The organism is Kribbella capetownensis, assembly GCF_004331485.1.
Lineage (GTDB): Bacteria > Actinomycetota > Actinomycetes > Propionibacteriales > Kribbellaceae > Kribbella > Kribbella capetownensis.
In genome coordinates, this window is the sequence record NZ_SJKD01000003.1 from 291114 (window position 1) to 304598 (window position 13485).

Annotated in this window: 13 protein-coding genes; 3 read left to right on the top strand and 10 right to left on the bottom strand. The window is 69.6% G+C overall.

Features of this window, described 5'->3' with window-relative positions; translation table 11 throughout:
• Positions 1–11: 11 nt before the first annotated feature.
• A complete protein-coding gene (locus E0H75_RS16155; RefSeq protein WP_238163052.1) occupies positions 12–1328 on the top strand; it encodes a sensor histidine kinase in 1317 nt (438 codons plus the stop codon).
• A gap of 1 nt (position 1329) precedes the next feature.
• Entirely contained in the window at positions 1330–1986 is a 657-nt protein-coding gene (locus E0H75_RS16160) for a response regulator transcription factor (RefSeq protein ID WP_131514369.1), read from the top strand.
• A 9-nt stretch (positions 1987–1995) separates the two neighbouring features.
• Here the strand turns inward: E0H75_RS16160 and E0H75_RS16165 are convergent, their stop codons facing one another.
• Positions 1996–2556, bottom strand: a complete 561-nt coding sequence (locus E0H75_RS16165) for a MarR family winged helix-turn-helix transcriptional regulator (protein ID WP_131514370.1) — start codon at positions 2554–2556, stop codon at positions 1996–1998.
• 115 nt (positions 2557–2671) lie between these two features.
• On the opposite strand from E0H75_RS16165, the gene E0H75_RS16170 reads away from it, so the two are divergent.
• Positions 2672–3340 (top strand): FMN-dependent NADH-azoreductase, encoded by a 669-nt coding sequence (locus E0H75_RS16170; protein WP_131514371.1) that lies wholly within the window; start codon positions 2672–2674, stop codon positions 3338–3340.
• Positions 3341–3364: 24 nt separating this feature from the next.
• On the opposite strand, the gene E0H75_RS16175 is transcribed toward E0H75_RS16170, so the two are convergent.
• The 9 genes from E0H75_RS16175 to E0H75_RS16215 form a co-directional block, all read right to left on the bottom strand.
• Positions 3365–4222, bottom strand: a complete 858-nt coding sequence (locus E0H75_RS16175) for a putative RNA methyltransferase (RefSeq protein ID WP_131514372.1) — start codon at positions 4220–4222, stop codon at positions 3365–3367.
• A gap of 29 nt (positions 4223–4251) precedes the next feature.
• Positions 4252–5106: an ABC transporter permease gene (locus E0H75_RS16180; protein ID WP_131514373.1), complete on the bottom strand. Its 855-nt coding sequence runs from the start codon at positions 5104–5106 to the stop codon at positions 4252–4254.
• Positions 5093–6064: an ABC transporter ATP-binding protein gene (locus tag E0H75_RS16185; RefSeq protein ID WP_165553786.1), complete on the bottom strand. Its 972-nt coding sequence runs from the start codon at positions 6062–6064 to the stop codon at positions 5093–5095. The genes E0H75_RS16180 and E0H75_RS16185 overlap by 14 nt, the downstream gene beginning before the upstream one ends.
• A 1-nt stretch (position 6065) precedes the next feature.
• Positions 6066–7109 (bottom strand): LolA family protein, encoded by a 1044-nt coding sequence (locus E0H75_RS16190; protein WP_238163053.1) that lies wholly within the window; start codon positions 7107–7109, stop codon positions 6066–6068.
• A gap of 180 nt (positions 7110–7289) precedes the next feature.
• Positions 7290–7904 (bottom strand): LURP-one-related family protein, encoded by a 615-nt coding sequence (locus E0H75_RS16195; protein WP_238163054.1) that lies wholly within the window; start codon positions 7902–7904, stop codon positions 7290–7292.
• A gap of 27 nt (positions 7905–7931) precedes the next feature.
• Positions 7932–9314 (bottom strand): 5,6-dimethylbenzimidazole synthase, encoded by a 1383-nt coding sequence (bluB, locus tag E0H75_RS16200; protein WP_131514375.1) that lies wholly within the window; start codon positions 9312–9314, stop codon positions 7932–7934.
• Positions 9311–10714 (bottom strand): cobyrinic acid a,c-diamide synthase CobB, encoded by a 1404-nt coding sequence (locus tag E0H75_RS16205; protein WP_131514376.1) that lies wholly within the window; start codon positions 10712–10714, stop codon positions 9311–9313. The genes bluB and E0H75_RS16205 overlap by 4 nt, the downstream gene beginning before the upstream one ends.
• 94 nt (positions 10715–10808) lie before the next feature.
• On the bottom strand, positions 10809–11423 hold the full coding sequence (gene cobO, locus E0H75_RS16210; protein ID WP_131514377.1) for a cob(I)yrinic acid a,c-diamide adenosyltransferase: 615 nt from the start codon (positions 11421–11423) through the stop codon (positions 10809–10811).
• Complete coding sequence (locus E0H75_RS16215) at positions 11423–13450, bottom strand: putative cobaltochelatase (protein WP_337589508.1); 2028 nt, start codon at positions 13448–13450, stop codon at positions 11423–11425. Before E0H75_RS16215 ends, cobO begins: the two co-directional genes overlap by 1 nt.
• Between the last annotated feature and the right edge of the window lie 35 nt (positions 13451–13485).

Here is a 13485-nt window from a genome sequence, read left to right on the forward strand (position 1 = left end):
ACCATGGAGGGGTGGCGAACGGGCTGGTGCGCGGATCGGCGCGTCCCGTGCGTGGGGCGCCGGCCCTGCTGCACGCGGTCACCAGCCTCGGCCGGGCGTCGACGTACCTGCGCTGGGTCTACCTGCTGCTGGGTGCGGCGCTGGTGCTCGCGTTCATCCTGGTGGACAGTGCGCTGGTCGCGGTGGCCCAGGATCTCCAGCTGCCGAAAGTTGCCATCGGCATCGTCATCGCGGTGATCGCGGCCGGTCCGCCGATCGCCCTCGGCGTACTGCCCGCGGTCCGTGAGGTCGAGGGGATCGCGGTCGAGTCGCTGCTCGGCGTCCGGTTCGAGGAGCGGCCGCTCGGTCCGGCTCGGACCTGGCCGCAGCGCCGCCGGACGGCGAGTTGGTTCTGCCTGCATCTGGTCGCCGGCGGCGCGATCGGCATTCTCAGCACGATCGTGTTCGGCGTCGGAGCGATCTGGCTCGCGGTGCCGTTCCGCTCCCGTGGCACCCGGGACATCGTGCCGGGCTGGACGTACGAGATCACTGGCGGCTGGAGCGATCTGTGGCTACCGGCCGCGGCCGTGGGCGGGATCGTCGGCCTGTTCCTGCTCTCTGCGGCTGTGGGTGCCCTGCTCGCCCACCTGGCTCCGCGCGTACTCGGGCCGACCGCCGCAGAGCGCATCGAGTTGCTCGAGCGCCGTACGGCGACACTTGCCGAGCGCAACCGTTTGGCCCGCGAGCTGCACGACAGCGTCGGGCACGCGCTCAGTCTCGTCACCATCCAGGCGGCCGCCGCCCGCCGGGTGCTGGCGACCGATCCGGAGTTCGCCGAGACGGCACTGGCCGCGATGGAAACATCCGCCCGATCCGCACTGGCCGAGCTCGACCACGTGCTCGGGCTCCTGCGCGACGACCGGCGTCCAGGGTCGCAGACGACCCCGCAATCGACGCTCGGCGACCTCGACCGACTGGTCGACGCCACCCGGGCCGGCGGTATCACGGTCGACGTACGGCGAGACGGCGACCTGGAACGGCTGCCGGCGGCGGTTTCCCGGGAGGCCTACCGGATCGTCCAGGAGGGCCTCACCAACGCGATCCGCCACGCTGGCCACCGGGCCGGCGAGCTCACGATCGACCTCTCCATCCGGCTGGACGGCTCCGGTCTCCGCCTCGAGCTGACGAACCCGGTGAGCGGTACGTCCGACCACTCGGGCGGCGGCCGTGGTCTGGCCGGTATCCGTGAAAGGGTCGCCGTACTGCAGGGCACCGTGGCGGCAGGTCTGGACGGGCCGCTCTGGCGGCTGGCCGTGACCTTGCCGGTCGCCGTGACGACGAAGGGATGACATGAATCTGTCGGTGGTCGTGGTCGACGACGAGCCGCTGATCCGCAGCGGGCTGCGCGCCATCATCAACGCCGAGCCGGATCTCACAGTGGTGGGCGAGGCCGGCGACGGTGCGGAGGTGCTGCCGGTCGTCCGCCGTACCGGCGCCGACGTGGTGCTGATGGACGTCCGGATGCCTGCCGTGGACGGGATCCAGGCGACCCGGCTGCTGTTGGAGAACCTCGACCCCGCGCCGCGTGTGCTGGTGGTGACGACGTTCGAGAACGACGACTACGTGTACGACGCCCTGCGCGCGGGAGCGTCCGGGTTCCTGCTCAAGCGGACCCCGCCGGACGACATCATCGCGGCGATCCGCACGGTCGCCGGGAGCGAGTCACTGCTGTTCCCCGAGGCGATCCGCGCGCTGGCCCAGGCCCACGCAGGAGGGCGGTCGCCGCGACCGACCGGCCTGGACGAATACCAGCTGACCGAACGGGAGCAGGAGGTACTGCGTCTGATGGCGCGCGGACTGTCGAACGCGGAGATCGCCACGGAGCTCATCCTCGGCCTGCAGACGGTCAAGACCCACGTCGCGAACGTCCTCGCCAAGCTGAACGCCCGGGACCGCACCCAGGCCGTCATCCGGGCCTACGAGTCGGGCTTCGTCCCGCTGCACTGACCCAAATCGTCAGGTGTCGGCCGGGTCCACGTTCTCGTCGGCGAGGACACACGCGTTGTGCAGTGGGTCGACCGTGTCGGCCTTGACCGCCACCCGCTGCAGGAGCATCCGGAAGCTGGCGCGCTCGGAGTCCTCCAAGCTTCCGAGGACCTCGTCCTCGGCCGTCGCCAGTCGCTCTTCCAGCTCACACAGGGTCTCCCGGCCCTGCTCGGTCGCCACGATCAGGCGCGCTCGGCGGTCGGCCGGGTCAGGCTGTCGCTGGACGAGGCCGGCGTTCTCCAGGTCGTCCAGCAGGTAGGTCATCACGGTCCGGTCCACGCCGAGTTGGGCCGCCAGATCGAGCTGGCGCTTCGGGCCGTCCCCATGCGCGGTCGCCAGCACCTGGTAGCCGCGCGGGCCGCCCGGTACGTCGTCGAGCACCGCGGCGGCCGCCTTCGCGTAGCGCCGGAAGACGACGCCCAGGGCCCAGCCGAGGTCCGTCTCGACCGGCGCACCGCTGGCGCTCCGGTGCGGCGCTCCTCTGGCTGCGCGGGTCCCGATCTCGGACGAAGCACTGGTCACGGCTCCCATCGTACGTGGTGTACGCCACTCGGAATACGATCTGACTTGAATATGTTCTGCTTCACAGATTATCTTCAGGACAGCTCGTTAACGAGCCGCCCCCAAACCTGATGGAGATGAACGAATGACCACCCTGTTACGCGTCGACGCCAGCATCCGGGTCGAAGGATCGGTGAGCCGCGCCCTGGCGGACAGCGCCGAGGCGGCCTGGAAGGCGGAGCACCCGGACGGCATCGTGGTCCGCCGCGATCTCGGGTTGCACCCGCTGCCTTCGACCATCTGGCCGACGCTGGCCGCGGCTCAGGTGGGCGCCACGCCCGCCGAGGGCGCGGACCGCACTCCGCTGGCGGAGGCGAAGGCCCTCGCCGAGCAGCTCGCGAACGAGGTCAAGGCCGCGGACGCGATCCTGCTCGCCGTCCCGCTGTACAACTACGGCATCGCCAACAACGTGAAGACCTGGATCGACCTGCTGCTGATCGACCCGGAGCTGGTCCGCGGCACCGGTGGGACTGCGGGCCGGCCGGTCATCTTCACCCTCGCCCGCGGCGGCGGCTACAGCCCCGGCACCCCGAAGCACGGCTGGGACCACGCCACGCCGTACCTGGAGCGGGTCTTCGCCGACATCTTCGGCATGAACATCCGTACCGCCGCCGCCGAACTCACCCTTGCCCCGGTCACCCCGGGTATGGAGGAGCTCGTCGATGCGTCCAAGGTCTCCGAGTCCGAAGCCCGCGTCGCCGCTGAGCAACACGGCACCGTGGTAGCCCGCGAACTCATCGCCAACGCAGCCTGACTGTGAGCCTGGTGCGGTGCCGTGCTAGCCGGCATCGGATCGGGCGAGCTGCCAGGTCGACAGCGTGACCGACAACGTGACGATCGAGGGTTCGGGCAGTACGGCGAGCCGCTGCGCCAGCTCGCGATAGTTCAGATGACGCGCACTCGGCGTCATCAGTACCAACTGCTCCACCGCACCCCGGTCGAGCCGCATCGTCTCTTCGACGACCTCCCGGCCGGTGTTCACGAACGCACCGGAGAGTGATTCCTGTAGCCGGCGTTCCTTCTCTTCATCGACCGTGACGAGCCCCAGTACGCCGACCAGTTCGGCGAGGTGCTCCTGATTCGGTGTCACCACCAGCAGCGAACCACCCGGTGCGAGGACCCGCGCCATCTCGGTAGCGTTGCGCGGCGCGAACACGTTCAGCATCAGGTGGGCGGAGTTGTCCATCAGCGGCAATTGCTGCCACGCGTCGCACACCACGGAACCGATCCGCCGATCCACCTTGGCCGCGCGACGGGCGGCGTACCTGGAGACGTCCAGGGCGAGGCCGCGGCGGGCGCCTGAGGCACCGACGACACCGGCGAGGTAGTAGCCGGTGCCGGCGCCCACCTCGACGATCAGCTCCTCGCCGTCCGGCTGCAGGCTCGCGGCGGCGTTGAGGATCAGCGCGTCCCGGATCGGGGTGTAGTGACCGCCGCCGAGAAACACCGTACGGGCGCCGACCATCGCAGCCGAGTCGCCGTCGATCCCGGTGGATGCCGAGGGCAACAGATTGAGGTAGCCCTGCTTGGCCAGGTCGTACGCGTGCCCCTGCGGGCAGCGCGCCGTACGGTCGGTCAGGGCGAGGGCGTCCGCGCAGACGGGACAGCGCAATACGGCGACCAGGTCGGCATCCACCGACCCAGTGTCTCAGTGCCTCGGGTGCGTCAGGTGATGTCCCGGCTGGTGAGGCGCGCCCAGGCGGCGGTGTAGAACACAACCAGGTAGGCGCCCTGCACGAGCAGGTTGCGGGCGATCTCATGCCAGTACGGCGGATCTCGGAGCAGGTCGGCGAACGACTGCCACCGGTAGATCAGGAGCCACGGATGGATCGCGTGCAGCTGCGGGATCGCGGTCATGATGCCGAGCACGATGAACGCGCCGAACGTCGCTGCCATCGCGGCCAGCGGAGTCGACGTGAGCGACGACACGAACAGGCCGATCCCGGCCAGCCCGAGCAGCGACAGCGAGATCACGATCGCGATCAGGAGAGCCCGGAGCAGGCCCTCCCCCAGCGAGACCGTCGTACCGGACAGCAGGAGTACGTCGCCGACCGGGAAGAGAATGAAGCCGACGATCAGCCCGGAGATCCAGATCGTCATCGTCGCGGCCAGGCAGAAGACCGCGAGCGCGACCATCTTGGCCGCGAGCAGCCGACTTCGTCCGGCCGGTGCGGTGAGCATGGTGCGCAAGGTGCCGAGGCTGGCCTCGCCGGCGAGGGACTCGCCCGAGATCACGGTCACCGCGGTCGGCAGGAAGAACGGCAGCGAGAGGCCGAGGCTCGCGACGATGAGGAACAGGCCGTTGCCGGCGACCTGACCGAGGAAGCCCTCCGCGTCGCCGTCCGAGCCGGACAGCTTGATCGCGATCCCGATCAGCAGCGGGACGGCGGCGAGGACGCCGAGTCCGGCCTGCGTGCGGGCTCGCCCGAAGACGAGACGCAGCTCCGAGCGGAACAGACCGAGCGTGTGCCGGCCTGCGGTCAGCCGCCGTCCGCCGTCGACCGTGCTACTCAGCGACATCGAATCCCTCCCCCGTGAGCGCGACGAACGCCTCTTCCAGGCTGGGGCGTTCCAGCCCGAAGCCGTGGATGCGAACATCGGCGGCGACCAGGGCCGCCGCGAACTTGTCGATCGGGAGGTCGCCGGAGTCGCCTTCGACGGTCTCCTCGGTGGTCTTCAGGTCGGTGGCGCCGAGGCCCTTGAGGGTCTCGGCTGCCTGCGCGAGGTCCGGTGTACGAACAACCAGACGGGGACGAAGCTCGGCGCGCAGATCGGCCACCGTCGACTGGCGGACGAGTTTGCCGCGGCTCATCACGGCCGCATGGGTGCAGACCTGCTCGACCTCGGCCAGCAAGTGTGTCGAGGTGAAGACTGTGGTGCCGTCGCTTGCCAGCTCGCGGATCAGGTTCCGGACCTCGCGGGTGCCTTGCGGGTCGAGGCCGTTGGTCGGCTCGTCCAGCACCAGCAGATCGCGACGCTGCATCAGCGCGACCGCGATGGCCAGCCGCTGCCGCATGCCGAGCGAGTACGCCCGGACTTTCTTGCCTGCGGCATTGGACAGGCCGACCCGCTCGAGTGCTTCGGCGGCGCGGGCCTTGCGGGTCCGTGGATCAGCGGTCCGGTCGGCCGCGTCGAAGCGCAGCAGGTTCGCCTGTCCGCTCCAGAACGGGTAGAACGCCGGCCCTTCGACCAGCGCGCCTACCCGCGGCAAGACCTTCAGCTGGGCCTTCGGCATCGATTCGCCGAGCAGCTCGACCGACCCCGAGGTCGGCGCGATCAGCCCCAGCAGCATCCGGATCGTCGTCGTCTTCCCGGACCCGTTCGGTCCGAGGAACCCGAACACGCTCCCTGCGGGGACCTCCAGGTCCACGGTGTCCACCGCCACCTGGCCACCCCGGAACCGCTTCGTCAGTCCCCGCGTGACGATGGGTGGGGCGGCCGATGCCGCGGGTGGCGGCGGCTCCTGCGGGGTCGTCACGTCAGCGGGGAGCCTTGGCTGCGGCAGCCTGCAGGGTGTCGGGGGTGACCAGACCGGCGAAGACCCGGCCGTCGTCGGTGATCAGGGCGCTGACCATCTTGCTGGTCAGGATCTTGCCCTTCCCCCAGGAGCCCTGGACCGTCCGAGCGTTGGCGAGCAGCTGGTCGACCGGTCCGTTGCCAGTGGTCTTCACGCCGCGGACCATCACCACGCTCTCCCAGCCTTCGCCGAGCACGGTCGGCTTGTCGCCGCGCTGGGCCGGAGCCTTCTCACCCTTCGGCCCGACCGCCTTCGGCGGCTTCACCGGGTGCGGGGCCTGGCGCGTCGCGGGCACCTTCTTGTCCGTCACCTTCACGCCCTTCGGCGGGGTGAAGGTGAACGTGCTCGCCGCCGGTACGTCGAACGAGACCGAGGAGAAGCCGAGTTCCACGGCCGGGTCGTTGCCGGTCCGCGGCATCACGGTCACGTCGAGCGGGACCCACGTCTTCGAGTCGATCGCCAGCGTCACCGAGCCGACCGTCGTACGGTCCGTCTTCGGCACCAGGCGCAGCTTGTAGGCGTCCCGGCCGGCCACCTTCTCCGTGCCGCTGACCTCGACCTTGGTGGTCGGGTCGATCGCGTCCAGGAACTGCTTCGCGACCGCCTGCGGGTCGTAGTTCTTCGGGGCGGCCTGGGGCTTGTCCGGCTTCGCGGAGCGCGCCGGCAGCGTCAGCTTGACGGCCTCACGCCGGGACGAGTCGTACGCCCAGGCGGACTTGCCGTCGGTCGTCCAGACCCGCTCGGCCTGGTTGTCCAGGACCGACACCCGGGCCTTGTCCGGGGTGGCGAACGCGACGCGTGCGGTGTGCTGTCCGCTCAGCAGCTCGGACAGCTGGTTGCCGCCCTCGACACCGGGGATCGAGGGCAGGCCGAGATTCGCGGACGAGCGGACCGTGCCGCTCAGGCCGTCGACCTTGGCCGTCTGCACCTTGGCGAGCAGATCCTGCGCCGTGATGCCGGGCAGCTTCGGGGAGGCGTCCGCGACCACTGGCCCGAGTGCCCCCACACCTGCCACTACCGCGACTGCCGTGACCGGAACCAACCACCGTCGACTGCGCTGTGTTACGCCCATGTAGTCAAGACTCGCACTGGGTGGCGGCGGAACCAAGAGGTCTCAGGGTGGGTTCACCCAAAAGAGTGAGCCCGGCGTACGACCTGGGTCGTACGCCGGGCCCAGTACGGCGGCTCAACGGCTCTGCAGCGCGTCCAGGGCCACGGTCATCGCGGCGGCCACGCGGAAATCCAGGCGCGGGTCCTCGACCGTGATCCGGTAGCGGTCCCGGACCGAGAGCCTGCGCTCCACCGAGAGTACCGGCTGCCCGCTGCTCGCGTCGGTGAAGTCGAAGTGGAAGATGAACGGCAGCGGGATCTCGCCGATGAACGGCACGAAGTCCCAGAGCCGGCGGACGATCGCGACGGTGGCGTTACGCTCCGTCCCGGTCGTGTGCACATGGCCGGCGCTCAGCTGCCAGCTGGACCGCAGCAGGCTCTTGCCGAACTCCTTCTTGAACCAGCCGATCGGCTGGCCGTCGGCGTCCATCACGTCGTACCCCGAGCCCAGGTCGATCGTCTTGCGCGCCTTGAACGAGAACACCGGCCGGGTCTTGGTGTCGTCGGTGTAGAAGGTGACCTGTTCCTTGAACGCCATCCGCTTCTGCTGCGCGAACGCCAGCAACGGCCCGTCGGAGCCGTCCGGGTTGGTCGCGATCAGTTCGTACTTGTTCGCCATCAACGTGACCCGCTGCTTCATCGAGAACGCGGCGACGTACATGGAGGCTGGGCCCTCAGGAGGAACAGTCATGCCCAGGAGTGTGACAGCTCCCCCGGCTCATCCAGCCGTCGTCACACCGCAAGCCGACGCGCCTACCCGCAGTCCTCGGGCTATCGCGTCCGCCAGTTCGGATTGCTCGACGAGCTGGATGTCGAACTCGCCTACGCCCTGCAACGCAAGGTCCCGTGCGAGCTCGACACCGAGCTCGACCGCCTCGACCGGCGTACGCGCGGGCCGCCACAGCACACCGAAGTCGGCTGACGGCTTCTCTGCATGGAGGTGTACGACGAGCGCCTCGGGCTGCTGCAGGTACTGCGCCGGATCGCCGCCGACGATGAGTCGGACAAGCTGACGGCTGTTTGTCTGTACGGCGTTCGGCTTCGCCTGCACCGCGTCGTTCACGATCGACGTGGGTGCGATGCCGGGGAGACCGCGGTGGCCCCACTCCTCTTGGTGGACTGCCCAGGCGAGAGGGCGGCGTTCGGCCCAGCCGGTGCGTACCAACTCGGGCGCGGTGGCGAACTCCTCGACGTACCCGACGCAGACGTAGCCGACGAGCTCGATGTGGGCGGGGAGGTTGAGTACGGCGGCGACCTCAGTCGGCTCGAAGAAGGAGACCCAGCCGACGCCCAGCCCTTCGGCTCGTGCGGCCAGCCACAGGTTCTGGATCGCGATCGCCACCGAGAACCAGGTGGTCCGTGGGTCCGCGTGCCGACCCAGCACATGCCGCCCGCCGCGGCCCGCGTCGCAGGTGACCGCGATGTTGAGCGGGGTATCGAGGATGGCTTCGATCTTCAGGCCGTCGAACGACTGCCGGCGGTCAGGCGGCAGACTCGCCGCGAATGCGTCTCGCTGAGCCGACGCCAGATCATGCACCTTGCGCCGCGTCGCCACGTCCCGAACCAACACAAAGTCCCACGGCTGACTCAACCCCACACTCGGAGCCCGATGCGCCGACTCCAACACTCTTGTCAGCACGTCCGCGGGAATCGGACGTCGCACAAACCCCCGCCGCACATCCCGCCGCTCCGCAATCACCCGGTGCACGACGTTCCGTTCTGCAGGTGCATAGCCAGGGGCAGCAGGCAGGCGGCCGATGGCTGTTGTCGCGTTGGACGAGCGTCGCTTCGTGACGAGCAGTTGGGCGCCGGTCAGGAGTACCGCAGCTTCTGCGACGCCTGGGGTGCCGGTTAGGTGGTTGACCTTCTCGCTGGGGGTGGGGACAGGTTGGCGGGCCAGCTCCTCGGCGGGCGCGGTGTGTAGCTCGGCGTTGAGCGAGGCGACCAGGCGTTGTACACCTGGCTCGGTTTCCCGGCCGGCGACCGTGACGACGAGTCGGACCGTGCCTCCGCCGGCCTCCTCCAACGCGCTGGCGACGAGGTCTCGGAGTTCGCGGTACGGCGTACCGGAGCGAAGTCCGATGCCGACGACGAGGTTCACTTCTCGAGCCCCGCATGCCTACGCGCTTCCGCGACCAGCCGGACCGGGACGTCCGGGGTCGCCGTCCAGTGCAGATGCAGGTACGACGCGTGCACCCGAGGCAACGCGATGCCTTCGACACCAGCGGGCAAGTGCCACGCCGGATCCACCTCGGCGTCCAGCTCGATCGCGGTCCGGTGGAACTCGTGGCCCCGGACCCGACGACCCTCGTCGAAGAACACAGTCGTGGTGGCGGCGATCGCCGTCCGGTAGCCGAGAGTCAGGCGGTCGGTCATCCGCGCGGTCGCGGGCAGTACGCCGGTCATCGGGTGGCCGTCCAGCTCGCGACATAAATAGAGCAGTCCAGCGCACTCGGCGATCACCGGCAGCCCGGCCGCGATCTCGGTCGCCACCTGCCGACGGAGTACGTCGTTGGCCGACAGCGCTTCAGCGTGCAGCTCCGGGAAGCCGCCACCCAGATACAGCGCCGAGGTTCCTTCAGGCAATGGGTCCGACAGCGGGTCGAAGGCAACGACTTCGGCGCCTGCGGCAACCAACAACTCGCCGGTCTCGGTGTAGCGGAACGAGAACACCGGGCCACCGGCAACTGCCACCACCGGCCGAGGTTCACGGCCGCCATCGCGCCCGGGCGGCGGCTCCGTTGGGCAGTCAGCTCGTGGCTCAGTCAGAGTCACCGCCGCGGCCGGGTCCCACGCCTCGACGTCGAGATCCGTGGCAGCGCGGGCAGCGGCGACGAAGGCTTCCAGGTCGACGCCTTGGCGGACCAGCTCGGCGGCAGCCTCGACCGGCGCCGAGGCTTGCTCCCGCTGCTCATCGGCCGGGACCAGACCGAGATGACGGCTGGGCACAGTGAGGCGGGTGTCGCGCCGGAGCACACCGAGCACCGGTACGCCGGTCGGCGCCACCCCCGCCCGGACCTCAGCCTCGTGCCGGTCCGAACCGACCTTGTTCAGAATGACGCCGACGATCCGGATCTCGGTGTCGAAGGCAACGAAACCCTGGACGACGGCACCGACGCTACGACCCGCCGCCGACGCGTCGACGACCAGCACGACAGGTGCCTTGAGCAACTTCGCGACGTGGGCGGTGGACGAGAATCCCTCGGTCCCGAGGGCGCCGTCGTACAGGCCCATCACGCCTTCGACAACGGCGAGGTCGGCGCCGGTTGCACCGTGTGCGAAGAGCGGGCCGACGCGCTCCTCGCCAGACAGCATCGGATCGAGGTTCCGCCCGGGACGACCGGTGGCGACCGCGTGGAACCCAGGATCGATGTAGTCCGGGCCCACCTTGAACCCCGCAACCACATGCCCGGCCCGCCGCAACGCCGCCATCAACCCAACCGCAACCGTAGTCTTCCCGGCCCCCGAAGCCGGCGCCGCAACCACAACCCGCGCGATCACCCGATCACCCTCACACCCGAACCCGACCGCCGCACCAAGCTCACACCCGACGGCCGCACCACACCCCCACCCGACCGCCGCACCCCGCCGGGCGTTACCACTCGATGCCTTTCTGGCCTTTTTGGCCTGTGTCCATTGGATGTTTGAGCTTGGTCATCTCGGTGACCAGGTCGGCAGCATCCAGCAGGCGCTGGTCGGCGTTCCGGCCGGTGATCACGACGTACTGATGACCGGGCCGGTTCGCCAGGGTCTCGACCACTTCGTCGACGTCGACCCAGCCCCACTTCATCGGGTACGTGAACTCGTCCAGGACGTACAGATCGTGCGTCTGCGCGGCGATCCGGCGCTGGATCTCGCGCCAACCCTCGAGCGCGTCGGCGGCGTGGTCCTCCTCGGTGCCGGCCTTCCGCGACCAGCTCCAGCCCTCGCCCATCTTGTGCCACTCAACTGGCCCGCCCTGACCGGTCGCAGCGTGCAACTCCCCGAGCGCCTTGAACGCGCTCTCCTCGCCGACCTTCCACTTCGCGCTCTTGACGAACTGGAACACGCCGATGTTCCAGCCCTGGTTCCAGCCGCGCAGCGCCATCCCGAAGGCGGCCGTCGACTTCCCCTTCATTTCACCGGTGTGCACCATCAGCAGCGGCCGGTTCCGGCGCTGGCGGGTGGTGAGGCCGTCCTGCGGCACCACGCTGGGCTGCCCTTTCGGCATCAGGCCGCCCTCCGGTCCGTGACCGTCCGGATGAGGTTGCCAGCGGCAACTTCACCGAGGTCGAGGTACTCCGCGCCCAGATCGGCAGCAAGCTCCCCGGCCAGCCCGAGCCGGACACCGCGACGCGGCTCGCAATCGACCACGACGGTGGCGATCCCGTGCTGCGCGAGCCAGCCGGCCGCCTGGCGGGCGCGGGCGAACGCGTTGTCGCCGTGGGTGGCCCGGCCGTCCGTGACGAGCACGAGCAGGGGGCGTCGACGTGGGTCGCGGATCGCGGCGATCCGGAGTACGTCGGCGGCTTGCAGCAGTCCCTCGGCGAGCGGCGTACGTCCGCCAGTTGGCAGCGATTCAAGCCGACGTACGGCGGTCTCGACGCTGCCGGTGGGCGGCAACGCGACCGTCGCGGCGGCGCCGGCGAACGTGACGAGCCCAACGGTGTCGCGACGCTGGTACGCGTCCAGCAGGAGCGAGACGATCGCGGTCTTCACCTCGCCCATCCGCTTCTTCGTCCCCATCGAGCCGGAAGCGTCGACGCAGAACAGCACGAGGTTGCCCTCACGCCCTTCCCGTACGGCGAGCCGCAGATCCGCCGTCCGCACCGCAAGCCCCGGCCCGGTCCGCCCGCGCACCTGCTGATGTGGCGCCGCAGCCCGAATGGTCGCCAGCAAATGCGGCCGCCCAGCCTCCCGCCCAACCCGAGCCCGATCCCCCACCACGCGCCCAACCTCAGTAAGAGCCCGAGACCGCCGCCCCGCAACCCCCACCCCAGCCCCCTGCACACTCAACAGCCGAGCCTTGTAAGGCTCGGAACTGCCCGCGACCTCGCCTGCGGGTGCGGGACCTGAGGGACCAGGCGCACTGGCATCACCAGCACCAGACTCACCAGGATCAACGGGATCCACACCCCCACCCGGGCCACCTGGATCATCCGGACCATCGGGGCCGTCGGGGTCGTCGTCTGGATCCGGTGGTGGGGTGCTGTTGTTGATGGCTTCTTCGAGTTGTTCTTCGTCGAGGCCCGGCGCGTCGAACGGGTTCCGCCGCCGGCGGTGCGGGAGGGCGAGCTTGGCCGCGGCGCGTACGTCGTCCACCTCGACCACCGTCCGCCCGGACCACGCCGCATGCGCAACCGCCGTTCGCGCAGTCACCAGGTCAGCCCGCATCCCGTCGACATCGAACGACGCACAAATCTCCGCGATCTGACGCAACGCGGCGTCCGTGAGAATCACCTCGGTCAGCAGATCGCGAGCCTTCACGATCCGCTCAGCGAGCTCCCGCTGCGGACCGTCGTACCGCGTCACGAACCCGACCGGATCAGCCTCGTACGCGAGCCGCGCCCGCATCACCTCGACCCGCACCGCAGGATCCCGGCTGGCAACAACGTCCACTGTCAGCCCGAACCGGTCCAGCAGTTGCGGCCGCAGCTCGCCCTCCTCCGGGTTCATCGTCCCGACCAGCACGAACCGCGCCGGATGGGTCACTGACACCCCGTCCCGCTCGACCGTCGCACGTCCCATCGCCGCGGCATCGAGCAGTACGTCGACCAGATGGTCGTGCAGCAGGTTGACCTCGTCCACGTACAGCAGACCGCGATGCGCCGCCGCGAGCAGCCCAGGCTCGTACGCCGTGACGCCCTCGGCCAACGCCTTCTCCAGATGCAGCGAACCGAGCACCCTGTCCTCGGTCGCACCTACGGGAAGCTCGACCAGCCGCGCCGACCGCGTCTGCGCACCGGCCGCATGCGGACCATCGGGACAGGTCGAGTCCGGATGCTCGGGATCGCAGGAGAAGCGGCACCCGGGTACGACGTCCACCGGCGGAAGGATCTCGGTGAGCGCCCGGACCGCGGTCGACTTCGCCGTACCCTTCTCGCCCCGGATCAGCACACCACCGATCGCCGGCGAGATGGCGGCCAGGATCAGCGCGAGTTGGAGATCCTCCATCCCGACCACAGCGGTGAACGGAAAACCGGAGGAGGGTGGCGCAGACCGCACGGCGGGGAGTCCCTTCGTCGAGCGGGTGTCCACGCCCGCTACGGCTGGTACGCCGTACCACGGAGACC